Source organism: Dictyobacter alpinus (genome assembly GCF_003967575.1).
Taxonomy (GTDB): domain Bacteria; phylum Chloroflexota; class Ktedonobacteria; order Ktedonobacterales; family Ktedonobacteraceae; genus Dictyobacter; species Dictyobacter alpinus.
Genome location: NZ_BIFT01000002.1, coordinates 492038 through 517893, shown reverse-complemented (window position 1 = coordinate 517893; position 25856 = coordinate 492038). Strand labels below are relative to the sequence as shown.

Genomic DNA, 25856 nt, shown 5'->3' with positions numbered 1-25856 from the left:
GTTTTGGCCGCCTACTTAATCGCACCGATTACCATGCCCCTGCGAATATAGCTCTGCAGAAAAATGTAGATCAGGATGGGGGGAACAGATGCCATTAAGAGACTGGTCATCAGCAATGGATAATCAGTGGCATAGCGCCCTCCGATGGTGGCGATGGCGGCCGTGATGGTCTGTTTGTTATCCGTTTGTAAAAACAGTAACGGTGTCAGTAGATCATTCCACCACGCAGTTACATTAAAAATGCTAATAGTAACAATACCAGAGATGCTCATCGGCATCGCAATGCGTACCAATTGATGAAAATAGTTTGCTCCATCAACCCTGGTCGCCTCTAAGATCTCGCCTGGCAGTCCGCGCATTAATGATGTCAGCAGGAAGACCGAGCCCGGAATACTGGTTGCCGCCCACAGTAATACTACTGACAGAAAATTATCGACCAATCCTAGATGGGCCATCGACAGATAGTTGGGAATAATAAAAGTCATGCCAGGGATAATCAGGCTAGCAATAATCAACAGAAAGAAGAGGCGTCGATACGGAAAGCGTAGTTTGGCCAGGGTAAATGAGGCGGGAATCGATACGATGAGTGAGAGTAGCAGGGCCAGCAGGATATACCCGATAGTATTCAAGAGGAGCTGCAGCATATCCAGACTGCTAAACATCGCGATAAAATTATCCAGGTAGGTGATGTGTTGTGGCAAAGCCATCGGGCTAGTAGTGTATTCAACCGTCGTTTTAAAGCTGGTGAAGAGCATGAACAGCAGTGGATAAATCGCGGCCACCGCCAGTAGTGCCAGGATGAGCAGTATTCCTGTGCGTGTCAATGATGATGAAAAGTTCTTCATGCTGGTATCCTTTTTTTAGGAAGCCGCTTTACTCGGCTCCCACTTTATCAAAGAACGCTATCTGCATCCAGGAAAGGATGAGTACAAGAATGAGGAGAATCACTGCCAGGGCGCTGGCATAGCCCAGTGAGCCTCCTGCGAACGCTTTGACGTAGATCATGTAGTCGATGGGTGTCGTCTCATAGCCGGGTCCACCACGAGTGATTGAATACACCAGGGCAAACAGACCAATGAAAATGTAGATGATATTGGTAATCAAAAAGTAAGAAATGGCAGAAGAGAGCGAAGGAACAATGATATGAAACAGGCGTTGCCACCAGTTTGCTCCATCGATGCGCGCCGCCTCGATGAGATCGGTTGAGATCGTCGATAATCCTGCCAGAAAGATCAGCACACCCTGCCCCAGTGTTTGCCAGTAGAATGCTAGAATCAGCACCAGAAATGCCGTTGGGGCGCTATCGATCCACGGCTGTGCCAGCGAACCGAGTCCAAGGGTGGTCAGGACCTGATTGACGGCGCCCTGTGAATCAAAGAGTGTTTTCATGAGAAAGCCCACCACAACCGCTGACAAAATCGTCGGCAGATAGTAGACTGAGCGGAAAAACTTCCAGCCAACTGTCTGTTCAAATAAGAGGACAGACACGATCAGCGTGATCAGTAAGATACCAGGAATTGAGAGTAAAAAGATGAAATTGTTGCGCAGCAGCAATAAAAGTTGTCCCGAAGTAAAAATACTCACATAATTCGTCAGACCAATCCAGCGCTCATTGTCCCCATCCCAGACCGTAAAACTATGGTAGATCGCAACGGCCAGAGGATACCACATAAAGATCAGGATCAAAAGAAAGGCTGGCAGCAGTGAAAGATAGGCGGTAAGCCCCTCCCGCTGGTGTTGAGGCATACGTGTAGAACTGGCAGGTTTGGTGGATACACGAGCGACGTTCAGATTAATGGGCGCGGCTTGTTTTCTATTGACCATAGTTGGCTTCCTTTCATTGGGTGCTCATCGGGCAACTGTGCACAATTCAGAGGCCATTTGACCTCTCTTCAGGTTGTGTGCACAGGTCCTATCATGATGCTTATAATTTGGGCTCCATCAGCAGCTGGTCACGTTTGGCATCAAGTTGTTGTAAAAATTGTCGCGCGCTGTTCTTCCCATTCCAGGTCAACTGCGCCTGGGCGCTGAGTTCGGTTGTCAGTTCACTGGGATAAATATTATCTGGCCAGAAGATGAGGGTAGGATCAAGCGCCCACTGTTGTACCTGGCGTTTGACGGGATTTTTAAAGAGCGCATTTACATCGACATCGACCACATTACTCAAATTCGAGCTGGTTGCAGCCTGGGCGGCCTGTTCTGGCTGGCTCATCAAGAACTTGACGAATTGCACAGCGAGCTCTTTGTGGTGTGAATAGCTGGAAACAATCAGTCCATTGCCTGATCCACCGATCCCCGTATTTTTGATCGTGACCTGTTCGTTATAATCAGGAAGCTTATGCACTCCCAGGTCATTGCCCATCGCCTGACCCATATTCTCTATGGCCCAGGCACCATGAACGATCATTGCGGCTCGACCCTGATAGAAAAGTTGCTCTGCTTCTCCGGCTCCCATGGTTGAGGCGCCCGCGATGGTATATGGTTTTAAGCGTTGCCATTTCTGAATCACATCGACGAGTTCTGGCGTGTTAAAATTACGTTTCCCGGCAATCAGATCTGAGATGCCGGCATCGCCGTTCACCACCTGGGCAATCCAGTAATCCAGACTGAATAAACTATAGCCGTTATCAAACAGGGCGAACGGCGTAGTGCCACTGGCCTTGATTTTTTCCAGTATGCTCAGAAAAGCATCAAAGTTGTGGGGCCAATCCGTTTCTGGCTGGATACCGGCCTTTGCCAGAGCCTTCTTACTGTAATAGATTGCAGTGATGCCGTCAGTACTACAAGGAACGCCATAGATCGTGCCTTTACCAGGAGTGAAGCCGCTGGTGACTGCGTTCCATCCGCGAATACGTCCGATTTCTGTCGGCGTGAAATAGTTGTTGAGCGGTTCCAGATAATGTTTGAATTGCATTAAATAATTGCCGCTCCACAGAGACATCACATCAGGACCCGTTTTGGCGATGCTGGCCACGCGATAAGCCGTGAACATATCTGTCGAGCCTGGCATGACCTGCATATCGATCTTAACTCCAGGATGCTGATCTTCAAAACGTTGAATTGCTTTGTAAATATAGTACTGGTCGCGTGCCTTGGTTTTATCCAATGGATCCGTCGTTGGATAGACCGTGTTCCAGAACCTCAGCCGGACTGTAGTGGATGGTGTCTGTATCATGGGCGCGCAGGCCGATAAGAGTGTTGCGGCGCCAATCGTTGTTCCGCTTCGATGCAGGAACGCACGACGGGATAGGTGGAGAGGAGACATAGGCGTTTACTCCTTTGTAATTTCTTCTCTTCTGATATGAGAAGTGTGATGGTTTACGTCATGTAAATCGAAGGTAAGCAATGCACCACGCGCGAAACGCCCGGCATCGAGAACCGAGAAATCGAGGTGCGCGGCCTCATTGAGCACATCGCTAAGATCCAGGGTGGTTCTGTTATGAAGAAGCAAGGCACTGGCGGCACGAGCGATACCGGCATGCAGGGTGATGCCATGTCCATTCAGTCCGACGGCATGATAGAAATTTTCCAGTCGGGTATCGCGTGAAACGATGGGGAAACCATCCTCGGTGGTTCCGTAGACACAGCACCAGCCATTGAGGAACTGGCTATGGGGCAGATGCCAGTAGCGTCGATAGACCTGTTCTACTGCCTGTGGGTAGTCTGGATCATTGATGCGTTGGACATAATCTGGATCAACGGTGTAGCCTGCTCTGGTCGTGTTGTGATGTTGCCCAAAGAGCAGGGTTCCGCCCAATTCGCCGCGGCACCAGACCGCTTCGCCATTGACCGATGCTGGTATACCGGTCAGGGGGGCCTGCTCTACGCCATCATCGAAGGCTGTGGCAACGCAGACCTGAATGCGTTGTGGCGTGAGTGCTAGTTCTGATCCAGCGAGCGCGGCAACTCTGGCTCCCCATGGTCCACCTGCATTGAGCACCAAGCCCACCTGCCAGTGTCCACGCCGTGTCACCAGTGAGGTGATCCGCTCGCCATCCCGGCGTATTTGCAGCACAGGCGTATTGCGTTTGATCTCCACACGACTGGTCGCGACCGCAAGCCGTTCGTATAACGCCACCAATTCATATGGATCGATAAAGCCTTGATTGGGATAGAAGACCCCGCCTTTAACCCCTTCAGGTTGAATCCAGGGATAGCGGTGTCGCAATGTAGCCGGCTCCAGGAATTCCTGGTGGTAGATACTTTCCGCCCCACCACCAAAGCGTTGCTGATAGGCATCAGGCTCTGGTGGAAAAGTACCGGGCTCATAGACGACCGTGAGTGAGCCCCAGGTGGTGAGCGTAAAGGCATGCTCACGTCGGAGGTGTTGATAACGCTGATAGCCAACGAGCGTTAAAGCGGCATACAATTCACCCATATCATGGAGACATACGACTCCTGCCGAACCACCAGTAGTGCCGCTGGCAGGATTTTGTTTATCAAACACCACAATGTGTTTGGCCCCCTGCATTGCCAGCTCGTAGGCACAACTCATGCCAATAATACCGCCGCCAATAATGGCGATATCTGCTCTCTGCTGTTCCATCTGTTCTGTCCTTGCTTCCCTGTCAATATGCCCGGGAAAGGCACGTGCAAAACGGCTGCGGCCCCCTCATACGTATGAAAAGGCAAATAGTCAATGCTGGTCGCGAGTGATCGTTGCATATCTACTGATATGTATTCGAAGAGTCTCTCTGAAAGCTTGACAGTTGGATCAGATTGTCTTTTTGTATACAAAATATTGTTTGAAAAAGTTCTGAGATACCTGTATGACAAAACTTTGAAGAGGTTTCTATGGCAATAGCGTACCTTGTTTCTCTCGTTTTTGTCAAGACAATGCAACTAATATTCCCAAATCACGGAAATATTAGTTGTGATACCGTCACTATAAGTAGAGTATCTTTTTTGAAATTTTTGCTGCATTGCCATTTTGGCAGGCAAATAGATTGACATGTGCCATAAAGATAGCGTATCCTTGTATACAAAGCATGATGCTTATGCTTTGTGACCTATAAAAATACAAAAAAAGGTGAACCTATGCAAAATCCCCTGGGACCTCTTGCTGTGCCGAAAGCGCCGGGTTATCGAGAAGCTGCTTTTCATGCGATCAAAGAGGCGATTCTGTCTGGACAATTAAAATATGACCAGCCGCTGGTTGAAGAAGATATTGCCATCAAACTACAGGTGAGCCGCACACCTGTACGTGAGGCTCTTGCTATTCTGCATCATGAAGGCTTGATTGCTCCACGTAGTGGACGAGGTTTTTATGTGTGCCGTTTGACCCGCGAGGAGTTTGTTGCTCTTTTTACCGCCAATGAAGTGATCGAGCCATATCTGGTACGCGGCGCGGCGCTGCGCGCGAGTGAGGCCCAACTGCATGATATGGAAGATGCTATCACGCTCGGTAAGCAGTCTGTAGAACAGAACGATATCCCTGGCATGCTCCGCTCTGGTCGTAACTTTCATCGTGTTGTTGGAAGCGCGGCAGGTAATAGCCCGCTGACCCAATTTGTGGTCAGCAACGAAGAGCGTACCGACTTATACTTACTCAGTTGTGAACAGGTCTTAGATATCGCGCAAATGAGCCACTCAAATCAGGAACACGAGCGGATCTATCAGGCCATTGCCCAGCGTGATCCCGAGACCGCCGCTCGGCTGGTCGTCTATCATACGCAATCGGTCCGTGAGCGCCTGTCACCATTTTTCAACGAGGGTGAAACGCAACAGCACGCATAACATTTCCTCAATTGGCTTAGAAGAATAATGAAATAGTGCCTGTAGATAGGATAGAGGATTATGACCACCAAAATTAGCATTATTGGTGCGGGGAGTGCCGTCTTTTCGCTGAGTATTATCCGTGATCTCTGCCTGACTCCCAATTTGAAAGGGAGTACCGTCTGTTTTATGGATATTAACCAGGAGCGGCTGGATGCAGCTTATAATTTGTGCGCGCGTTTTGCCGCGGAAGTTGATGCTACATTACACTTGGAAAAAACGACGGATCGCCTGGAGGCACTACAAGGGTCTGATTTTGTGATTAATACTGCTCTGGTCGGAGGCCATGAAGGATTGCGTGCAGGTTGGGATATTGCCAGGAAGCATGGCTATCGCTTTGGAGGGAGTCTGCATGTGATGCATGATGAGCCCTTCTGGAATAACTTCTATCAACTGCAGTTATTTGATTCGGTGATTCAGGATATTCTGGCGATTTGTCCTGATGCCTGGTATGTCCAATCCGCCAATCCCGTGATGGGTGGCATCACTCACCTGGCCCGTAAATATCCTCAGGCGAAGATTGTTGGTTTGTGTCATGGGTATGGTGAGATTTATGAGATTGCAAAGGTACTGGGACTGGAAGACCGCGAGCAACTGAGCTTTGAAATACCAGGGGTTAACCATTTCGTCTGGCTGACCAAGGCCTACTACAAGGGCGAGAATTTTTACCATGTGCTCGATAAATGGATCGAGACGGAGTCCGAGCAGTACTGGGCCACCATGGATAGACATGGCAGTCTGCGGCCCAAACAGATCGATCTCTATCAACGCTTTGGGGTCCTGCCAATTGGTGATACCGGAAGTGTTGGTGGTGGTTCATGGGGCTGGTGGTATCACACTGACGAACAGACACAGCAACGCTGGCAAGAGGATCCCGAGGACTGGTGGCATTGGTATTTCCAGGCAACGGAAGGCGGTGTTGCCGAGATGAAGCGTATTAGTGCAGATACCAGTACTCGTGTCACCGATCATTATCCGCCCGAGCACTCGCACGAAAGTATCATCACCCTGATTGAATCGTTGGCCTGTGATATTCCCCGTGTCTTAATTGTTGATGTCCAAAACGCTGGCGAATATGTTCCTGGCATTCCCCGTGACTTTGCGGTAGAAGTTCCGGCACTTGTCAGTAAGCGTGGCATTGACGCCATCCAGACGCATGCCTTGCCGCCTGGACCACTCAACTACGCGTTACGCGACTGTGTTGCTCCCTGGAATCTGGAACTGGCCGCCTATGACACTCATCGTAAGCAGGCTCTACTCGAATTGATCTTCATGGATCCCTGGACGAAATCGGAGCAGCAAGCCCAAGCATTGCTGGAAGAGATTCTTGCCCTGCCCGAACATACGGCCATGCGTGAATATTATCGTTAGATCCAGCAATGGAAGGAGAAGGGAACCTATGGCCACTATAGCCTCACGTTCTCAGGAAATCATTGAACAGGCACAACGTTTCATCCCTGGGGGGGTCAGTAGCGCTAATCGTCTGGTAGAGCCTAATCTGGTGTTTACCCGCGCGCAAGGTGCCTATATTTTTGATGCCGAAGGCAAGCGCTATATTGATTACCATGCTGCCTTTGGTCCGCCATTATTGGGACACTGCCAGCCTGAAGTTCAGCAAAGAGTCGTAGAGGCCATGTCGCATACAGATGTCATCGGTGTTGGCTCTAGCGACCTGGAGGCACAACTGGCTGAGAAGATCTGTGAGCATGTGCCCTCCGCCGAAAAAGTTCTTTTTTGTAATTCTGGTTCTGAAGCGACCTACGCCGCTTTACGCCTGGCGCGGGCCATCACGGGTCGTCAGAAAATCATCAAGTTTCAAGGCTGCTATCATGGCTGGCACGATGCTATCCTGATGAATGTCATCACCCCAGCTGAAAAAATAGGCCAGCGTGATCCTCTTTCCGCAGGTATGTTGCCCCAGGCTATCGAGAATACCCTGGTCCTGCCGTTTAATGATCTGAACGCTGTGCAGCAGGTATTGCAAGAGCAGGGTACAGAGATTGCCGCGATTATTCTTGAACTGATTCCACACAATATTGGGACGGTGCTCCCCCAGCAAGCCTTTGTGCAAGGCTTACGGGATCTGACACGGCAACACCAGATTGTGTTGATCTTTGACGAAGTAGTGACCGGTTTCAGACATGGATTGGGAGGCTATCAAAAAGTGCTTGGCGTGACGCCGGACCTGACCACGATGGCCAAGTCCATTGCCAATGGCTTTCCACTGGCTGCCCTGGCCGGGCGGGCCGATCTCCTTGATCACTGTGCCCCTGGTGGGGACGTATTTTTTGCCGGAACCTTTAACGCCCATCCTGCCAGTGTCGCAGCCTCACTGGCCACGATTGAAATTCTTGAGCGACCAGACAGTTATGCCCACCTGTTCAATCTGGGCAAGCGTATGCGTGATGGATTGGCTGAAATCGTGCAGCGCCATGGCATCACAGCGACCGTGGCTGGATTTGGTTCAATTTTTCTGCTGTACTTCATGGAGCCACCAATTGAAAGCTATACAGACCTGTTACGCAATGACGCCAAAAAGTTTGTCGACTATCGGTGTGCATTGATCACACGTGGCATCTACGAATTACCCGTCAATCTCAAACGTAACCATATCAGCCTGGCTCATAGCGCCGCCGATATTGATCAATCGCTGGAAGCAGCCAACGAAGTGTTGAAAGCATTGTAACAGGGAGCGTTATCCAAGGAGGAGTATCGACTATGCGTGGTCTTCAAGGAAAAGGAGTCCTGATTACCGGTGGCAGCAGAGGCATCGGACAGGCAACTGCCCGGCGCTTTCTGGAAGAGGGAGCGCGTGTCTGTATTTGCGGACTTGAGCAAGACGAGGTCGAGCAGACCGTCCAGACATTCTCCGCGCTCGGAGAGATTACTGGCTTTGTGGGGGATGTCAGTGTTGAGGAGCAGGCCCAACACATTGTGGCCGAAGCCGAACGTACGCTTGTTGGCATCGACATCCTGATAGATAATGCAGGCATTGCCTGGGAAGAACCGTTTTTAGAGATAACCAGTGAACACTGGGACAAGATTATCGCTGTCAATCTGCGTGGGATGTTTCTGATTGCTCGTGAAGCGGCTCGTCGTATGGTGGCGCGCGGCAAAGGTGGCGCGATTGTCTTGATGTCTTCAAAAAATGGGCTGGCCAGTGAAGTAAAATACGCGCACTACAACGCATCCAAGGGGGCCATTGTGATGTTGATGAAAACAATGGCCCTGGAACTGGGTCCACAGGGGATCCGTGTCAATGCCCTCTGCCCCGGCTACATCCTTACCCCGCTGGCTGAATCCATTGATTCACCAGAGTTTATCGCCAATTATGTCAACAATATTCCTCTAGGACGCCTGGGACGCCCTGAAGATGTGGCAGCGGCCTATGCATTTCTGGCTTCAGATGATGCCGCATTTATGCATGGAACCGAACTTCTCCTCGATGGCGGCCAGCTGGCTCAGTAGGAAGTTCATCAGTATAGGATCGATGATGAACGTTCGTATGCTGCTGAAATACATCAAGAGAAGAGGCGATGATGAAGGGAGGTAACCGGCAGCCCCGCTAGTTGAAGAATGCCAAGGGGGACGGCGTGGTGCTGCCAGGTTTGTCCATGACCATGATCCTGCGTACAAAAGAAGGACGCCCCAATGGCTCGTTCAGCGTAGTTGGAGCCATCCTGCTGACCTATAGCACGCTGGCTTATCTGGCTTGTTGCTCACCATCATTTTTGTGCTGGCTCAGACTCCGCTTGTCATGCTGGATGCAGTGCCGCTCTTGCTCATGGTCTGGCTCTTATTGAGCGCGAACTACTGGGGACCGTTGCTTGTTGCCGATCACCAGCAGGATCGCTTTGTTGTGCTCAAAGCCTCGATCACATTCACCTGGCGCTATCCTGGACAGACGCTGTTGACAGGCATCATTGTGTTGCTGGCATTGGGTATTGGAATTGGTTCAGTCGCGGGCTTCTTTGTGATTATTCCTATATTCATTACACTGCTTCAGCAGAAGCGTTACCTGTGGATCGTTGAGCGGGAGGAACGTAAGCAGAATGGGACGTCAGGCAAGCCACGTGTGGCTTGTGATACTACACAATTGTTAGACAATAAAGAAAGGGCACGTTTACGGCACAAGATCGCCGAAAGCGTGTAAAAACGTATGACTATACTCACGACGCGCACGTCTCGCTACGACCTTACCTGTCAGAGTGAGAATCCTGCTTTTCAGACAGAGATAGCCGTTACCGCAGTAGAACCAGGGATCGATCTGGTTTCTATCAGACTCACCACAAGCGAACCGGCCATCCCATCTCCAGTCACCATTGCCTGGACACTCCCCATTGTGGATATACACTCTTCGTGGAATCCGGCCAGTGATCTGGAGAAGAATTTATTAATCTCAAGTGGTTTTGGTGCCAAAGTAACGACAAAGGCACCGGTGATCAGTCTCCATAATCTGGCAGGGCACAACCGTTTGACTTTTGCCTACTCCGATGGCCTGCATGCGGTCCGTATGCAAGCCGAAGTTCATGATCAAAGTTCGACCTATGCCTGTGCCGTCAGGCTTTTTACAGAAGGGGCCACACCCTTTACCGTGTATGAAGAGACACTGCGGCTGGATACACGAGACGTCCCGTTTTATACATCTCTGGATGATGTGCAACGCTGGTGGGCGATTCGACCAGACTATGCGCCGATTGCTGTCCCTGAGCATGCCCGGTTGCCCATGTATTCTTCCTGGTATAGTTTCCGTCAGCACGTGAGTGCAGACGCGCTTGAGCACCAATGTCGATTGGCGAAAGCACTGGGTTGTGAGGGCATTATCGTCGATGATGGTTGGCAGACCGTCGATACGAGCGCGGGTTATGGCTATTGTGGGGATTGGAGCGTCGCGCGTGAGAAGATTCCGGACATGAAAGCGCACGTTGCTCGTGTGCACGAACTGGGCATGAAATATTTGCTCTGGTATGCCACGCCCTTTGCCGGTAAATATAGTCAGGCCTATCAACGCTTTGCAGATCGTCTGTTAAACTATCGTGAAGAGGTCTACCAGGCGGGTGTCCTGGATCCTCGTTATCCTGATATACGTGAGTATCTGATCACCATATTTGAGCGGGCATTGCGCGACTGGGACCTGGATGGGTTCAAGCTCGATTTTATTGATAGCTTTAGCCTGCAATCCGATACTGCCTATGCACAGCAACGAGGTGAGGGACAGGACTATGTGCTGGTGGTGGATGCGGTGGATCGCCTCCTGGCAGAGATGATCCAGCGTTTGCAAAAGATCAAACCAGATGTCTTGATCGAGTTTCGCCAGTCCTATATCGGGCCACGCCTCAAAAAATATGCCAATATGTTTCGTGCTGTGGATTGTCCTAATGACGCGCTAGTCAACCGGGCCCGAACGATTGATGTTCGCCTGCTCAACGGCAGGAGCGCCACCCATTCTGATATGTTTACCTGGAATAGTGAAGAGCCCGTGGAGAGTGCCGCGCTGCAACTGATCAATGGTTTGTTCTCAGTCCCACAACTCTCCGTCATGATCGATACACTTCCGCAGCGGCATATCGATATGGTGCGTTTCTGGCTCTCCTTCTGGCGCGAGCATCGTGATGTCTTGCTGGATGGCACGCTCATGCCTGTTCATCCGGAAGGCCTCTATCCACTTGTGCAGGCAGTCACAGACAAGAAACATATCGCTGTGATCTATCACGATATGGTTGTCAATCCTGGTTTGCATGTTCCTCGTGAACTAATGCTTGTCAACGGAACCCAGACAGGACGCGTTGTGTTGGAATTGGATGAGGCGATCGGTAGCAGGACCTGCGAAATACGCGATTGTTGTGGTGTCGTCTTGTCCGATGAAAAGCGTTTGTTTGACAAAGGGTTGACACGCCTGGAAATTCCAGCCTCAGGTCTGGCAATCCTCAAGTGATTCTGGCAGGCCTGATTCCCTTCGAGTTTCTGAGTCGGCAACACATAGAGTGTGTGCCCCTGTGAAAAAGAGAGAAGGAAGACATCGTGAGTCATAATTGGGATATTAGGATTGGGACATTGGTTGATGGCAAAGGGAGTAATCCTGCTGAATTTATCCGGCAAATACTCCCGTACGGTTTTGAAAGTTTTTCATTGACATTCTGGGAAACGCTGGGTGAGGTTGATCTACGGCAACTGGCCGCCTCAGTGCAAGAGGTACTGGCCGATACGGATGTGACGATCAGCGCCTTGAGCATTTTTGGTAATCCACTGGAGGAGACAGAGGTTGATCGAGAGACACTTCGTGGCTGGGAGGCGCTGATCGATCATGCACATCTCTTTGGGGCAGATATCGTGAGCGGCTTTACCGGTCGCGTGCGCGGTCAATCCATTGATGCCTCCATCCCGCGTTTTACGCATATATTTGAGCCATTGACCAGACGTGCCGCCGACAACGGTATACGGCTCGCCTTTGAAAATTGTAGCATGGAAGGAACGTGGCAGACGGGAGATTGGAATATTGCCCATGGGCCTGACGCCTGGGAATTGCTATTTCATGCCTTGCCGGCTGAAAATCTTGGACTCGAATGGGAGCCATGCCATCAGTTGGTCAACTTGATTGATCCTCTGCCCCAGTTACGTGACTGGGTGAAAAAGATCTTCCATGTTCATGGCAAAGATTGTACTATTCGGTGGGATACAATCAAGAAATATGGTATTCATGGATCGCAATCATATGCCAATCACCGCACACCCGGCTTTGGTGAAAGTAATTGGACCGATATCATCAGTGAATTGCGGCGAGGCGGTTTTACCGGTGCTATTGATATTGAAGGAGCGCATGATCCTGTCTATACCGGGGAACTTGAGATGACTGGTCAGGTTCATGGCTTACAGTATCTCAAAACTTGTCGCGGTGGTGAGTACATTCCCAATCCTAATGTATAAATAGACAAGTGGCCAAATGAGTCATCTCGAATGGAATGAAAGGGATCCTATCTGCTCTGGAACAGATAGGATCCCTTTGCCTGTGCTGATCTATCGAGACAATCACACTGATAGTTGGACGCCACCTGTGCCATACCAATCGAACTCGACGGTCCTGCCATTGATCAACCATCTTCGTGGACTGGTTGTCTCCAGGACATCTAATGGCTGTGCGGGCGCGTGTACTTGAGCGGCCTGTTCAAAGGCCATACGTAACGCTTTTTCTTGCTCAATTCCTACTGCATCGGCCGCAGCTGAAACAAACAGTGGTGTACCGCTCTCGGCCAGGAGTTGGAGCCATTGTCGATTCAGTTCCCAGGGCACATCTCTGGTTAAGCCCACACAATCCGCATCTACCGCGAAAAAGGTGGTATGTTGCGGCATACGGAACGCCAGTGTATTCACCCCCATCTTGCGCGTACGCTCCCACTCGCGACCACTGGTATCATCACCAGTACGTTGCAACGCAAACACGCCTGCAGCCAGATGTCCAACCGTATTACAGCCCATTACCAGTGCATTGCCTGCCGATTCCGCAATACACCGATAGAATTGCACAATGATTTCAGCGCTCGTCTTGCTACGATCAGCAAATGCCCACTGGTGTTCGGTTAATTTTGCACCCATCTGGAACCCCCATAACCCAAAAATATCAAAGGTGCTAAAATCATGTTTGAGGAGCTCAAATCCCCAATCTACCAAGCGCTTGATCGACGTTCCTATATATTCGCGTACCTCCCCCAGACTGGGATCAAGGACCAGACCATCACCAGACATTGCCAGACGTCCCGTTGCAAACGTCCAATCAGATGGGACCTTCTCGCTGGTCAGCAAGGGTCGAAACCAGATACCTGGCCGCACCCCAGTCCGCTTCATCTCAGTTGCCAGCTTTTGCATATCCTCAAAATCGCGATTAGGGAGCCAGGGACCTCCATTACCGTTTTTGCTATGACAAAGCTGCCAGCCATCATCAATGACCATAAATGGATGATGAGGGCTGGCAGAGGCTAGCGAGGCCATCAGTTTTGAGTCATCGAGAATTTCCTGATACGAGCTATTGCCATACGCATGATACCAGTTATTTCCTCCATAAACTGGCTGTTTTGGTAAGACAGGGCGTGCACACATTTGACGACAAAACTGTTGGGCTGCCGCAAACAGCCCTTCACCTTCATTTCCTAGACGAGACACAATCTCCGCGACCAGAAGCTCACGCGTCCCCAGTTCTACCCCTGCACTCCCATTGCGTACATCCAGCCACAGGCTTACCCCGCTACTATCCACCTGCCAGAAACAAAATGCAGCCGCCCCGGTTTTAACGCCGTATCCATGCACCAGGCTGCCATCATAAGTAAGAAAGTACCAGGGCAAAATACGCTCAGGCACGAGGTTGCGCCAGCCAAGCTCCCCATATCCCCGTTCCCATTCATCGCTTAAATATACTAACTCAGGTGCAACTCGTTGCTGCCAGCGCAATACCAGCCGTTTCAACGGCCGTTGGCTTTCACGTACGATTACCTGTTGTTCATAGGTAGCTTCCCCTACAAACAATGCCAGCTCTCGCAGTTGCCAGTTGCCAGCATTCCTTTGGTGTAACTCCATCCATCCATCGTCGAACTGTGCCCGTACACTATCGGGCGAACGCTTAATATCTAAATATTGCATCATCACAAAGCATCTTTCTATCCTGTCTACATTTCTCATATACGATAGACCAAAGAAAACGTTCTATTTATTAGTCTCCCTGGAAATCAAGACGGCAGATCCAACACCCGACACAGGTATCGCTGGTGTGGATGTCGGGGTACGTTATCTGGCTGTCACGAGTGACACCAAGGGCGCATGGACCTTCCCCGGGAGCTTCAACGCAGTTTTTGTTATGCAAGAACGAGAGAGCAATACCAGATTGAAAAAGGGTGGGGAATGTCACGTTTCCTCAGAGAAAACGTACTATTTATAGCGATATTTTGTCACAATATTTACTGAAATAGTTGTCTTGATGAGAAATAAGAACTCCTATGATGGAAGAGGGAACGATGAAGTACGAAGAGTTCATTGAACAGGTACAAACGCGCGCCCAGCTTGCTTCGAATAGTGAGGCGGGGCGTGCCACACGCGCTATGCTTGAAACGCTCGCGGAGTGTATATCGAAGGACGAACGCTATGACGCGGCTTCTCAACTGCCGAGAGGACTCGCGCTATACCTGAAGCAGCCATTTCTCGGCATCAGTAAGCAACCAGGTCCACGTCCCGGGCGAGAGTGTTCTTTGGACGATTTTTTCCAACGTATGAGCATACGAGAAGATGTGCCACTAGCAACTGCTCGTGAACATGCTCGTGTTGTGATGAGTGTATTAAGTGATGCTTTGTCAAAAGGTGAATTGGAACATATTCGTGAGCAGCTACCAATCGAATTCTTCTATGAATTTTTTGCGAAGAAGTAGAATTTGATGGAAGTTCGTAAAAGGAGCTATAGAAATAGCAGAGAATGAGGGACATAATATGCCGAAAAGACATCAAAGGCGCCCAACGTTGGAGATTATCCATGGACGTACGAATCCTGATAAGAGTACTGTTATCACAACTGGAACCTATAAGAAGAAAGAAACCTATGAGAAAGAGGCGCGTGAGCACGACAATCCCGCCAAATTGCCGCAGGGAACCAAAGTTCCTCCAAAAAGGGTGTTTCCTCCTGAGGTAACGACAAAGAAACAGAACTCCAAGGCAATGATGGAAGAAGGGAAACGTCGGAGTGGTAGCGACTCAAACGCGACCAAACCTCGCAAAGATTCCAGGCTGCCTCCGAACCCGCAGAAAGAGCCAAGACCTAAACATGTTCAGGAAGACGATTTTGTGGCGGATTTACGGCCCGATAACTTTGCGGGAGCAAACTATGGTCTGCTCTCTGAGCCTCAAGATATAGGACTTCGAGCTAGCGATATTAAGGAGTTGTATGGTACGTTAGCCGATCTTACCCATGATGAATTGCGTAATATCGTGATCGTGCCGCTAGGAACCCCTCTCGAGCAAGGGGCAAAGTATATTGATCTGCAACATCTAGAGAGGGGCGAGTTTGTCGCCATGGCTGGGATGGTTGCGGATGAGGATCATTACTATGTTCCTAAGAAGCGCACTGATTATGTGCTCTGGAACCGTCTCAGACAAATACACAATCCAGCACGTCTCGATGAGCCAGAAACCTCAGATGGGTAATACATCTATAGATACAATGTATCAGGAATTGCATGGCTTATCCGAAATTTGGAATGGGCCTGTTTCTTGCTGGATTTGTTTATCGTTATCATGCTTGGGTGCGCCCCCGAGCATGCGTCCTCTGCACCTCATCCTTGTGCCATCCTGGCAGTTGAGGCGGCCATACCGCGCCCAAAGTACGACGCTGCGAGGAGAAATCGCGGCGTCGTACTTTGGCTGTGACCTACATACCTTACCCAAGCACTGGAATCATCTCATTAAAAGGGAGCTCGATCGGCCGTTACATTACTTATGCTTCTACGAAGAAGTATTGAGTATCAGTGGTCCGTTCTCGCCTATGTTCTGGCCATCTGCAGTACGATGCAGCCAGAGACTGTCACGATGTTGCAGGACCTGGGTGTCAAAGCGCAGGCTGTTCAGGCAGACTTAAACGCACCAAGCGTCGTGACCGAGAGTAAGCGCATGGTCGAAGATGTCGCAGAGCACTTCGGACGCCTTGGTTGAATCAAAGGTCACTGTATTCCAGCCGATGTTTCATCCCGAACGTAAATATGTCATTGTTGGGACATTTCAGACTGGTTCAATGACAATGATGGCACGACCGACAAGTACAATTGATCCGAAAAAAATGAAAAGAAACGAGTCCATCAAAGAAAATCTAGCTCAAGAGAGGGATGCACTCCAGAAAGTCCTGGATACATATTGTCCTTCGAAGTAATTCCCATGTGTGAGGAGACGGACGAGTAGCAGCCGAAACATCGCTATCTGGAGAAGCATCCTGCTCGCTTGCATCTTTCGCTCGTCATTTTTTGAGAGACCCCTATCATGGGGGGAGCGCTGTGGAATAGGCGGATGACCTGGCCTTTTTCCATTAGCACTTCCCCAGATAGTGGTTGGAGTATGCACCGTATCTACGCGCCTCTGATAGGCCCGAGGCGATCCCGTCCATGTCATGGAATAGTAGTATCCTGTGAGGCACCCTTGCCAGAGTGCCGGAGTTGCGATGTCAACAAAGAATCCACCCACATTCCTTACATTTCAATTCTCTCTATCCTCCGCTGGTCGTTTCCAGGAGCTTTTTCAAGTTCGCAAAGTCTGTGGCATTCTGATGTTGGATACTTTGAACAAGAAAAGGCGCAAGAAGTTTACGCAGGCCACGTCCGTTCAGGTCTACCTGTATCTGCATGCGTGTTCCTTGAGGTGTGGGTTCAAAGGTCATGATACCTGTTGAAGGAAGAGGACCTTCCATCCGAAATCCTCGCCGGTAAGGTGGCTGAAACTCGGTTACTTCCCAGGAAACCCGCATTGTTCGACCGAAAAGCTGTCGCGTTTCCACGACCTGCGTTCCTATGCCCAGAGGGCCCTTGGAGACAATTTTTGCTTCTTTGACTCCGTGTTGCCAGCGTGGGTATGCTGAAAAATCGTGAACAAAATGAAAAACATCCTCGATAGGACGATAAATGACAATGCTTGAGGCAACGTGTGCCATTGGTCTGGTCCTTTCTTTCTTCCAGATGAATAACAGCAAAAGCTCCTCTGTCATTCGTCTTTTTCAATTGCTGATGCATCCATTGGAATACCATCTATCTTCCAGTGTCTTACAGCACCTGTTGCAGACCAATCAAGTTTCCTTCCGGGTCCTTAAAACGGCGTACTCTGGCTTGCCCGCCTTCGGGCAGGTCGAGCGTGGCAATCACTTCGAAACGGACTCCTTTTGCCTCCAATGCATCTCCTGCGGCATCAATGTCATCCACCGTAAACACGAGATGATCATAGCCAGCAGGATTGTGCATAAACTGCGGAATAGAACGAGATAGACCTTTTTCGGCACTATCTGTCTGGAAAACGACAAACTTTGCTGCCCCCAATTGCGCGAAAAAAGCGGTGGCATCTGGTGTAAGGGGAGGAGACTGCAACCCCAACACCTCTGTGTAGAAGTGATACATTCGAGGAAGATTATGAACAGCGATACCGATATTATCCAGAGATTTGAGAGAGGTCCTATCAGACGTAGAGATGCTTTCGTTGCCTGCCATAAGAGAAAACTCCTGTACTTTTGTGCTACACTATTCACATCATGAAGGTGAACCGTAGTTCACCTTTTTAGTATAGTGAACTATGGTTCACTTTGTCAAGGGATGAAAGGAGAAAATGCCAACGTGACTTCTGGAAAAAAGCGACCGCAACGGCGGGCCGATGCTCAACGGAACCGCCCCCGTATCCTTGAAGCTGCTCGTACACGCTTTGCAGTCGAAGGATTACATGCACAGGTGGATGATATCGCCCGTGATGCTGCTGTGGCTGTGGGAACGATTTATCATCATTTTGGCACCAAGGAAGGACTTTTAGAGGCGGTCGTGCTGGATCGATTCCGAGAAACGGCTGAATATATACACACCCTCCTCATGGATGGCGACGCCTGGAGTGGCATCGAACGCGTCCTACGCTACCTTGCTGAGCGACAACTTACTGATCGAGCCTTTAAGGAGGTCGTTGCAGCCCATCAAGAGTTGCGTGAACGAGTATCGCTGGTGATGCATGAAATGACACCACTCCTCCAACAGCTAGTAGATCGCGCCCAGGCTGCGAAGCAATTACGTGCAGATGTGATGGCAGAGGATCTTTTGCTCCTCGTGGCGATTCTACCTGGGAGTGAGATTGATCCTGCGAAACGGACGCGCTACCTTGAGATTATCATTGATGGACTGAGAATACGTGGAAATTCTTCTATAGGGGACCGTACCCAATGAGTTATGCATGTACTGCAATATGGTTGTTTCCTGGATATGTATGATGTGGATCAGAAGAAGTTTATTCGAGCCTTAATCAGCTCATCTCAAAAACATGACGTTAACATCATGTTTTGGTCAAAAAAAGCCTGCTCATTGTTCTCTTTTTTCAAGCCAGCGCTCGAAGCGTTCGATATTGGCCTGGAGATCAACACGAAATTGCTGTAGCGCACCGATTTTCTGGTCTGCATCGGCCAGATGCTGGCGCAAGATGGCGAGAACTTTCTGTTTTGGCTGTATTCCACCAGGATCAGTGAAATAGAGGTCGATAACGTCACGTATTTCATCCAGGCTGAGTCCAAGTTTCTTGAGCTGATCAATTTTGCGCAGGCGGGCAAGCGTCTCCTCGGTATAATAGTGCTGACCATGGCCTTCACGCTCACCTGGGGGGATCAGTCCAATGCTCTCGTAATAGCGAACGGTGCGCGCAGTTACCCCTGCTCGTTCCGTCACATCACCGATGCGCATACGGTCATTCATCGCTCATCTCTCAAATATTACGTTAACGTCATGTTGATAGAATAGAATTTGAGCGAGGCATTGGTCAAGGCCTATCTCTGAAATTTCCAATGATACATTCATCTTCGGAAGTCATTATCTGATGTGTGCTCATATCTGCCAGTGCTTGCAGATCGCGTTCAAGGTGATCGATCATACTTGCCGAATACCGCTTCTATTCAATATCTCCACTGCTTCCATGGAGCACGCAATGACGGAATATTCTGTCCAGGGGTGTGGGTTTATATATATATGTAAGCAACAAAAACACGAATGTTTCTTCCCCACTGTTGCTAAAACGGTCGCTACAGAGCTGCGCCAACCATTTCCCAACACGCTTGGTATTTTAACCACAAACTCTCTTTCCCAGTCATTGATGAGCGTAAGAGGGCAAGATACTGTCGACCAGTCAGATACAATGGCCGCGCCCGGTGAGGCGTGAGACAGAATACAGATAGAGCAACAACAAAATGATACGGATCCAGCCCCTGTTAGCGGCTGTACACCATACACTTATGTTATCAACACTCCTTAATTCAGAACAAGAACAGTGCAACGATCTGCATGTGGCTGTGCTTCCCCTGGAGGCAACACAGCAGGTTGATCAACCAACGAGCTCATTGCTCGATGAAAATGAAGATGAATTTGCCCGCGTCGATACCGAGGATGATGAAGCGATAGATGAGGATGAAGCCATAGCATCTGGCGAGGAGGGAGAGAAGGCTACGTCATTTGGTTCGACCGAGGCAACTTCCGACGAGGCGATTACTCTGTACCTGCGCGAGATCGGGCGCGCGCCACTGCTGTGCTACGAGCAAGAGATGCGTCTGGGACACATGATCGCTATGGCCTGCCAGGAGCAGGTTCGGGCCGCCCAGTCCAATACTCTCCCCCCATCGTCATATTTTACAGGCCGGTGAACGGGCCAGATGCCAGATGATCGAGGCAAACTTGCGTCTGGTAGTCAGCGTGGCCAGAAAATATGTGGGCCGTGGACTCAGCTTGCTCGACCTGATTCAGGAGGGCAATAATGGCCTGATGCAGGCAGTTGAGCGCTACGATTATACCAGAGGATACCGCTTAAGCACCTATGCAACGTGGACGATCCGTCACTCTATCATCCGTGCGATCGCGAATCAGGGACGCGCAATCCGGTTGCCGGTCCACTTGATTGAAGAGTTGAACCAGTTCAGACCGCTAATACAATTTCCTTCGGACCGAGGATGAGAGCCCGCCTCTCAAAGGTCCCAGGTACATATATGAGTACAGTACAAGAGAATGTATCCAAACAGCCGCGCCGTAAAGCCATTCCGCTGACCATGGCCAGTGGACCAAGCCATTACACCCCTGGTGAGCAAGAGCTGCCGGTTCAGCTCACCTCTATGGAAGAGATGCTGCAGTGGGCTCAGAACTGGGCGCGCTCGAAGTCCGTCTGGCCTCTGGGCTATGGCCTGGCCTGTTGCGCGATCGAAATGATGGCGTCGGCTCAGGCGCACTACGATCTGTCGCGCTTTGGGTCCGAGGTGTTCCGTTCGAGTCCCCGACAGGCGGACCTGATGATTGTCGCGGGCACCGTATCCACGAAGATGGCGCCCCGCCTGCGCTTGTTGTGGGAACAGATGCCAGAGCCTAAATGGGTGATCAGCATGGGGCAGTGCGCCAATTCTGGCGGCGAATTCTACGATAGCTACTACACTGTGCAAGGCGTCGATACCATCGTCCCGGTGGATGTCTATGTCCCCGGTTGCCCACCACGTCCAGAGGCGTTAATCGAGGGCATCCTCAAACTACGTGAGAAAATCGCCAAGCAGGGTTTGCATATCCGCGGCGAGGAAGAGCTGGAGCTTGCTACAAAATAGCAGTTCTCAGCTCCTTATCATCAGCTTTGCTGGAAAGTCTTATAGTCGTTTATTCCTGATTTTTGTCCTCCGAGGACGCTTCAGTGGAGGTGACATAGATCACGCTGTCCCAGGAGTTATGGATGCCGATGAGGAGAAAGAGAATCGCAGCCACGCCGAAGACGAACATGGCGATCTTTGAATTGCCCTCAAGCAGCCCGGCCCCGAGGAGCAGGGAGGCATAGGCTAGAAACGGAAAGACCGTATGCCAGAGCCAGTCTTCCAGCACCGGATGATACGCCGTCTGTCTTCGCGCACGCCAGGCAGTAACCAGACAGTAGATAGCTCCAGCCAGACCACATATCCCCATAAGCAGGCTTACATTCCAGAGTGCAGACCAGGGAGCGCTGAGAATCACAGAGACAAGGAAAGCAGCGCAAAAATGTACGACCGTTGGTGTCGTGAATGCGCCGATAGCTTGAGCCGATCGGATCCGTGCTCGCGCTCTTTCCGCCATCAAGGTCACAACCACAAACACCAATCCGGTCAGTGCCGCAGAGGCGGAACCAACGATCACATAAAAACTTTCCCAGGTACTCGGTAGCAATGCCGCCGGCTGTTGCATAGCCTTCTTCTGCCTTTCACGATCCAGACCTATGCTGGAGGTCATCGAGAGCAATTGTGACTCGCCCATACTCTTTATTAAATAGGGACATGTCTATTTATAGAGAATACGTTCAGGATGGCAATGCCGATACAGGAGCCACGGCCTATGAAATTTTTTGCAGAGAAGAGAGTCTTTAGCAGAAACAGACTCACCCAAGCCGTTCTATGAGCTGAGGAAGCAGGAAACCATGATCCGCGATTAATATGGGTACCTGATCAGGCAAGGTGGCCCAAAAGAACTTGAAGAGAGGCCAATCATGTGAAGTAGAAGAGAACCGTTCTGCATGTTGCCATACTGCTTGCGGTCGCCCCTGATAGCGGAGATGGTAAAAATATCGATAGTGGATCTCTTCGCGCCCAAAATCCGCCATATCACGTTCTTGCTCACCCAGGAACGCATCCAGAACAAGGTGAGTCAAGCCCGTCTCTTCCCACGCTTCGCGTAAAACGGCCTGTTCCGGGGTTTCGCCCTCCTCAATCGTTCCAGCGGGAACCTGTATCCCTGCTTCTGGTGCTTTCAGGTGGCTGAAGACGAGCAATTTTTGCTGGTGCGTGATGTATGCAAACGCTTTTCTTTTGACCTGCTTCAAGGTTCTTCTCCCCTTGTGTGGTACTCTTCATCCTCTCCAACATGGAGTTGCTGCCCTGTCTTTATCGAGCGTTGCAAACGTGTCGAGTGGCCTGAAATCCTGCCTTGCCACGGTTAGTTGTAGATAGTGTAGGTGTCGAATAATTTGAGCTCGCTCTCATCAGGACGCTGAAATATGTGCCAATAGCTCTCAAATTGTGGCCTGCTCATTGACACAGCCCCGTGAGCTAGCTTCTCATTTCTCTTCTCCAACCTGCGCCAGATTTCATCAAAAGAGAGGTCAAAAAAGTGCATTTCCGTGCGGGCGTTGCATTTTTTTGCGTCCATGCGCTTTTGGCTGCGTTCAGATTTTTGCCAGAGGCCATCTTCCAGGATGACATCCTGGCCGTTGCTGAGAAGCGTAAGCGCAAGCGTATAGAGCCGAGCCTGCAGTTTTTCGTGAAAATCCTCATTGCTATGATCTATGCCTAAATGCTCTTGCCATTCGTCAGTACAGATGCGAATGCCCTTGCCTGTCTGCTCGAGTCTTTTTGCAAGGGTTGTTTTACCAGATCCCGGCAAGCCACAGAACAGGATAAGTGTTGGTTGCTTCTGCAATGCCATACGTGTCCCTCTCTACCGAAAAAACGACCTCCAACTGAGCTGATAACGAGTTTTCCTGCGAGTGTACTCAACTTTCAAGCAATTAGCAAGATGTTCTCTCAGAAACTACCCGTAGAAACCTTTTGTTTCAGTGGGCACTCATGTGTCAATCTTGGAATTGAAAAAAGATGGGAAGCGTGTTGCTGTCTGCGCTACTACTATGTTTTTATCACCGCTCGGTAAAGGGACGTTTGCAGGGAGGTAAGCATGCCTACCTCCCTGCAAACGTCCCTTACCATACAATACGATTCATTTCTTTATGGGATAGAATATCCAGGCATACCAAGTGTCTTCCGTTGCAGGCTTCCTTCAGGATATTGCGGATTAAAGGCTCCATTCGTAATATATAGGTTGAAACGATCTTTTCCGGCTCCTCCGAATGCAACCGCTGTTGGATTATTGAAACCATTGCTTTGATCAAGCAGTTGGAACACATGGCCTGTTGGGTCGACACGAATAATTGTCTGGTCTAAGATATTGGCAATATAGAGATTTCCGCGAATATCAAATGCGAAATCATCACTATTAGCGAAGGCTGAACCTTGAAATTGAATTTTCGGGATGCCAGGCCTCCCCTGTGGCTGGATAGGAATACGCACGATGATCGATTGAGATGGATTCGAAACATAGACGATCTCATGGAAAACTTTAATCCCATCAGCACCATAGGGAGTGGTGCCAGGAGTCGTATTTCGAGCGAGCAGGGCATTCGTACTCCAGACCTCAGCTTTTGAGGCGCCGGGAACAACGCGCCAGATACATCCGAGCAGATCATCAGCAATATAAAGATTTCCTCTTCCATCGTGCGCCATCCCATTTGGACTGGCCGTTGGTGGGAGTGATGCCATACGATTGAACGAATTATTTGCATAGATTTGCCATACCCCGGCAAGGTGCTCATCTTGTGAAAGCACAACGACCTTCACCTCTTGCTGGTCAGTGATCACAATTCCATTGACACGGGTCACATTATGAGCCGATTGAGGAAAGGAAATGCGTTGTGTCTCTCCGTTTGGTCGGCGTTTCCAGATTGACCACCCCACGGCAATCAGGGTGTCGGGCTCCATAAAGGGTCGCGACGAGGCCGCCCAATGAGTGACCAATGACAAATGGGTTATCTAGACCAACGTGAGCAATAACGGCTTCAAGGTCGTTCACATCATCTTCGAAATGCCGCTTCCCTTCGCAAGGTGTTGAAGGAAATCTAGAGCAACCACTCGATGATAGGTGCTCAGAAATGGAACTGTGCGGTGCCAGTCACAGAGATTGCGTCCTCCGCCATGGAGCAAGACAACTGGCAGACCATTTCCTCCAAAATCACGAACTGCAATGGATATCTCACCAATCTGTATGCTACTATCAATATAGTTATCCACGATACATCTCTCGTTTCTCTTATTCCTGTTTCCTGAAAGGGTTTTCCTGAGTTCTAGACACCATCCGCTCTTTTGGAGCATCATGCCTTTCTTTTCCGCTTTTCGGGGATCGGGCATATAAGTGAGTCAAAGCAAGGTTGGAACCGCATTCGTATACAGAGACCACATTGACGACACCTTTCATCACCTGGATCTATTATGTCACCAGACTATTTCTTTCTGCAATCGCTTAAAAATTCAGTAATGACAATTTACAGGGCTGAGCACGATTGAGACCTCGTAGCGTGGTTTCCGACCATTTGTCCTTAATATTATACCGTCTGGACGGTATAATATTTTTATGACACGAGATATTCGCACTCGACGCACCACACAAAAAATTGTTCAGGCAGCCAGCGAGCTTATCTTAACACAAGGCGTTGCCCATCTGACGCTGGAGGCTGTAGCAAAAAAGGCGGGTGTAAGCAAGGGAGGTCTGCTTCACCACTATCCGAGCAAAGAGGCTCTGATTTCCGGACTGGTCAATCATCTGGATAGGCAGTTTGATGAGGAACTACAGCATGTACTTGCGGCAGAACAACCTGAGCCAGGAAGCTGGTTGCGGGCCTATATCCGCACCTCCCTTCAGATGGAGAGCGAGATGCTGGAACAGGGCGTGGGATTGCTTGCGACCCTCGCTACCAATCCCGAACTCCTGGCACCTTTCCAACAGAGTTTTGCACGCTATCAACAGCAGGCTCAACAGGCGGGAATTGATCCAGTAATGGGAACTATTATTCGCCTGGCCGTTGATGGGCTGTGGTTGTCCGATCTCTTTCATCTTACCCCTCCGGTTGGGGACTTACGCGAACAGGTCGTCGCGAAATTAATAGAGATGAGCCGTACGACAGAGGAGTAATCGCTATGCACACATCAGAAATCCCGCAATCTCCGTCAGCGGAGAAAAAGCGCTGGCTCTGGCTTGGCGCGACCTTGATCGTCCTTTCCACCTTGCTGTGGGTCTGCTTGTTTGCGCTCCCATTTCTGCCAGTAAATGCAGGAGCCAAAGTTGGCATAGGCGTTGGGTTGGCGGTGATCGCTGAAATCACCTTTTGGATAGGAGGAGCACTTGTAGGAACGCGTGTCATCGCACGGTACCGGCGTTTTCTCAATCCGCGACGTTGGCTGAAAGAAAGAGGCGGGCAGATCCAGTTACATGAGCAGAAAAACATGGCAAACAAAAAGATGTAAAGCGCAGAAGATACCAGTTGGGAAGTGGTTTCTCCAGGAAACGTTGTACGAGTGCTCATAGATACCAACCCTTGCTCTCAGTATTTATGAGAAGCGGACTATCAGCTCCATGGGAGCACTTTTCCGGCAACCAGCCTTCCTCTTTTTTTAATCTGTTTTAAAACAAAATGGTGAATCCTTGCAAATAATTGGGATTTTTATGAGAAAAAAGGAGATATGTCTTGTTTTCTTCGAAAAATCTTGACATTTGACTGAGGTACAGGTATTATTGTTTTAA

Annotated in this window: 30 protein-coding genes; 16 read left to right on the top strand and 14 right to left on the bottom strand. The window is 49.9% G+C overall.

From position 1 onward, the window contains the following. Window positions 1–11: 11 nt before the first annotated feature. From EL633_RS24410 to EL633_RS24395, 4 genes are all read right to left on the bottom strand, one after another. A complete protein-coding gene (locus EL633_RS24410; RefSeq protein ID WP_126629894.1) occupies window positions 12–845 on the bottom strand; it encodes a carbohydrate ABC transporter permease in 834 nt (277 codons plus the stop codon). A 28-nt stretch (window positions 846–873) separates the two neighbouring features. Further along, window positions 874–1824: a carbohydrate ABC transporter permease gene (locus EL633_RS24405; protein ID WP_126629893.1), complete on the bottom strand. Its 951-nt coding sequence runs from the start codon at window positions 1822–1824 to the stop codon at window positions 874–876. Between the two features lie 100 nt (window positions 1825–1924). Beyond that, a complete protein-coding gene (locus EL633_RS24400; protein ID WP_126629892.1) occupies window positions 1925–3265 on the bottom strand; it encodes an ABC transporter substrate-binding protein in 1341 nt (446 codons plus the stop codon). A 6-nt stretch (window positions 3266–3271) separates the two neighbouring features. Then, window positions 3272–4546, bottom strand: a complete 1275-nt coding sequence (locus tag EL633_RS24395) for an NAD(P)/FAD-dependent oxidoreductase (RefSeq protein ID WP_126629891.1) — start codon at window positions 4544–4546, stop codon at window positions 3272–3274. Window positions 4547–5037: 491 nt separating this feature from the next. On the opposite strand from EL633_RS24395, the gene EL633_RS24390 reads away from it, so the two are divergent. The 7 genes from EL633_RS24390 (at window position 5038) to EL633_RS24360 (ending at window position 12699) form a co-directional block, all read left to right on the top strand. Next, complete coding sequence (locus tag EL633_RS24390; protein ID WP_126629890.1) at window positions 5038–5736, top strand: GntR family transcriptional regulator; 699 nt, start codon at window positions 5038–5040, stop codon at window positions 5734–5736. 60 nt (window positions 5737–5796) lie between these two features. Next, window positions 5797–7146 carry a family 4 glycosyl hydrolase gene (locus tag EL633_RS24385; protein ID WP_126629889.1) on the top strand — a complete coding sequence of 450 codons (1350 nt, stop codon included), beginning with the start codon at window positions 5797–5799 and terminating at the stop codon, window positions 7144–7146. 28 nt (window positions 7147–7174) lie between these two features. Beyond that, the gene (locus EL633_RS24380) at window positions 7175–8461 is read left to right on the top strand and encodes an aspartate aminotransferase family protein (RefSeq protein ID WP_126629888.1); all 1287 of its coding nucleotides are present in this window, start codon (window positions 7175–7177) and stop codon (window positions 8459–8461) included. A 32-nt stretch (window positions 8462–8493) separates the two neighbouring features. Then, entirely contained in the window at window positions 8494–9243 is a 750-nt protein-coding gene (locus EL633_RS24375) for an SDR family NAD(P)-dependent oxidoreductase (protein ID WP_126629887.1), read from the top strand. A gap of 244 nt (window positions 9244–9487) precedes the next feature. Continuing rightward, window positions 9488–9928 carry a hypothetical protein gene (locus EL633_RS24370; protein ID WP_126629886.1) on the top strand — a complete coding sequence of 147 codons (441 nt, stop codon included), beginning with the start codon at window positions 9488–9490 and terminating at the stop codon, window positions 9926–9928. A 6-nt stretch (window positions 9929–9934) separates the two neighbouring features. Continuing rightward, a complete protein-coding gene (locus tag EL633_RS24365; protein ID WP_126629885.1) occupies window positions 9935–11710 on the top strand; it encodes a glycoside hydrolase family 36 protein in 1776 nt (591 codons plus the stop codon). An 86-nt stretch (window positions 11711–11796) separates the two neighbouring features. Continuing rightward, window positions 11797–12699 (top strand): sugar phosphate isomerase/epimerase family protein, encoded by a 903-nt coding sequence (locus EL633_RS24360; protein WP_218027570.1) that lies wholly within the window; start codon window positions 11797–11799, stop codon window positions 12697–12699. 102 nt (window positions 12700–12801) lie between these two features. Here EL633_RS24360 and EL633_RS24355 read toward each other — a convergent pair whose 3' ends face one another. After that, the gene (locus tag EL633_RS24355; protein ID WP_218027569.1) at window positions 12802–14406 is read right to left on the bottom strand and encodes an alpha-amylase family protein; all 1605 of its coding nucleotides are present in this window, start codon (window positions 14404–14406) and stop codon (window positions 12802–12804) included. 368 nt (window positions 14407–14774) lie between these two features. Here EL633_RS24355 and EL633_RS24345 point away from each other — a divergent pair, with 368 nt between their 5' ends. The 3 genes from EL633_RS24345 (at window position 14775) to EL633_RS24335 (ending at window position 16455) form a co-directional block, all read left to right on the top strand. Continuing rightward, window positions 14775–15182, top strand: coding sequence for a DUF2267 domain-containing protein (locus tag EL633_RS24345; RefSeq protein WP_126629882.1), 408 nt, complete (start codon window positions 14775–14777; stop codon window positions 15180–15182). Window positions 15183–15240: 58 nt separating this feature from the next. After that, window positions 15241–15951, top strand: coding sequence for a hypothetical protein (locus EL633_RS37340; protein WP_218027568.1), 711 nt, complete (start codon window positions 15241–15243; stop codon window positions 15949–15951). A 291-nt stretch (window positions 15952–16242) separates the two neighbouring features. Next, window positions 16243–16455 carry a hypothetical protein gene (locus tag EL633_RS24335; protein ID WP_126629881.1) on the top strand — a complete coding sequence of 71 codons (213 nt, stop codon included), beginning with the start codon at window positions 16243–16245 and terminating at the stop codon, window positions 16453–16455. A 544-nt stretch (window positions 16456–16999) separates the two neighbouring features. Here EL633_RS24335 and EL633_RS24330 read toward each other — a convergent pair. Both EL633_RS24330 and EL633_RS24325 read right to left on the bottom strand, forming a co-directional pair. Next, entirely contained in the window at window positions 17000–17440 is a 441-nt protein-coding gene (locus EL633_RS24330) for an SRPBCC family protein (RefSeq protein ID WP_161982399.1), read from the bottom strand. A gap of 109 nt (window positions 17441–17549) precedes the next feature. Next, window positions 17550–17987: a VOC family protein gene (locus EL633_RS24325; protein WP_126629879.1), complete on the bottom strand. Its 438-nt coding sequence runs from the start codon at window positions 17985–17987 to the stop codon at window positions 17550–17552. 123 nt (window positions 17988–18110) lie between these two features. On the opposite strand from EL633_RS24325, the gene EL633_RS24320 reads away from it, so the two are divergent. Next, window positions 18111–18701 carry a TetR/AcrR family transcriptional regulator gene (locus tag EL633_RS24320; RefSeq protein ID WP_161982398.1) on the top strand — a complete coding sequence of 197 codons (591 nt, stop codon included), beginning with the start codon at window positions 18111–18113 and terminating at the stop codon, window positions 18699–18701. A gap of 132 nt (window positions 18702–18833) precedes the next feature. Here EL633_RS24320 and EL633_RS24315 read toward each other — a convergent pair whose 3' ends face one another. Beyond that, window positions 18834–19220 carry a MerR family transcriptional regulator gene (locus tag EL633_RS24315; protein ID WP_126629877.1) on the bottom strand — a complete coding sequence of 129 codons (387 nt, stop codon included), beginning with the start codon at window positions 19218–19220 and terminating at the stop codon, window positions 18834–18836. A 488-nt stretch (window positions 19221–19708) separates the two neighbouring features. Between EL633_RS24315 and EL633_RS24310 the strand changes: the two genes are divergently transcribed. From EL633_RS24310 to EL633_RS24300, 3 genes are all read left to right on the top strand, one after another. Then, entirely contained in the window at window positions 19709–20158 is a 450-nt protein-coding gene (locus EL633_RS24310) for a sigma-70 factor domain-containing protein (RefSeq protein WP_126629876.1), read from the top strand. 16 nt (window positions 20159–20174) lie between these two features. Then, entirely contained in the window at window positions 20175–20465 is a 291-nt protein-coding gene (locus tag EL633_RS24305) for a sigma-70 family RNA polymerase sigma factor (protein WP_126629875.1), read from the top strand. Window positions 20466–20557: 92 nt separating this feature from the next. Then, complete coding sequence (locus tag EL633_RS24300; RefSeq protein WP_126631872.1) at window positions 20558–21097, top strand: NADH-quinone oxidoreductase subunit B; 540 nt, start codon at window positions 20558–20560, stop codon at window positions 21095–21097. A gap of 49 nt (window positions 21098–21146) precedes the next feature. Here EL633_RS24300 and EL633_RS24295 read toward each other — a convergent pair whose 3' ends face one another. The 6 genes from EL633_RS24295 to EL633_RS24270 all read right to left on the bottom strand — a co-directional run bounded on the left by EL633_RS24295 (window position 21147) and on the right by EL633_RS24270 (window position 24349). Further along, window positions 21147–21770, bottom strand: a complete 624-nt coding sequence (locus EL633_RS24295) for a hypothetical protein (RefSeq protein WP_126629874.1) — start codon at window positions 21768–21770, stop codon at window positions 21147–21149. A gap of 121 nt (window positions 21771–21891) precedes the next feature. Further along, window positions 21892–22332, bottom strand: a complete 441-nt coding sequence (locus EL633_RS24290; protein ID WP_126629873.1) for an NUDIX hydrolase — start codon at window positions 22330–22332, stop codon at window positions 21892–21894. A 113-nt stretch (window positions 22333–22445) separates the two neighbouring features. After that, complete coding sequence (locus EL633_RS24285; protein WP_126629872.1) at window positions 22446–22934, bottom strand: P-loop nucleotide/nucleoside kinase family protein; 489 nt, start codon at window positions 22932–22934, stop codon at window positions 22446–22448. A gap of 296 nt (window positions 22935–23230) precedes the next feature. Continuing rightward, entirely contained in the window at window positions 23231–24016 is a 786-nt protein-coding gene (locus EL633_RS37140) for an SMP-30/gluconolactonase/LRE family protein (protein WP_371865598.1), read from the bottom strand. Continuing rightward, window positions 23943–24131 (bottom strand): alpha/beta fold hydrolase, encoded by a 189-nt coding sequence (locus EL633_RS38290; RefSeq protein WP_371865571.1) that lies wholly within the window; start codon window positions 24129–24131, stop codon window positions 23943–23945. Before EL633_RS38290 ends, EL633_RS37140 begins: the two co-directional genes overlap by 74 nt. Continuing rightward, window positions 24128–24349: an alpha/beta fold hydrolase gene (locus tag EL633_RS24270; RefSeq protein WP_126629870.1), complete on the bottom strand. Its 222-nt coding sequence runs from the start codon at window positions 24347–24349 to the stop codon at window positions 24128–24130. The genes EL633_RS38290 and EL633_RS24270 overlap by 4 nt, the downstream gene beginning before the upstream one ends. A gap of 340 nt (window positions 24350–24689) precedes the next feature. On the opposite strand from EL633_RS24270, the gene EL633_RS24265 reads away from it, so the two are divergent. Both EL633_RS24265 and EL633_RS24260 read left to right on the top strand, forming a co-directional pair. Beyond that, window positions 24690–25247, top strand: coding sequence for a TetR/AcrR family transcriptional regulator (locus tag EL633_RS24265; RefSeq protein ID WP_126629869.1), 558 nt, complete (start codon window positions 24690–24692; stop codon window positions 25245–25247). A 5-nt stretch (window positions 25248–25252) separates the two neighbouring features. Then, window positions 25253–25579, top strand: a complete 327-nt coding sequence (locus EL633_RS24260) for a transporter suffix domain-containing protein (protein WP_126629868.1) — start codon at window positions 25253–25255, stop codon at window positions 25577–25579. Window positions 25580–25856 lie beyond the last annotated feature (277 nt).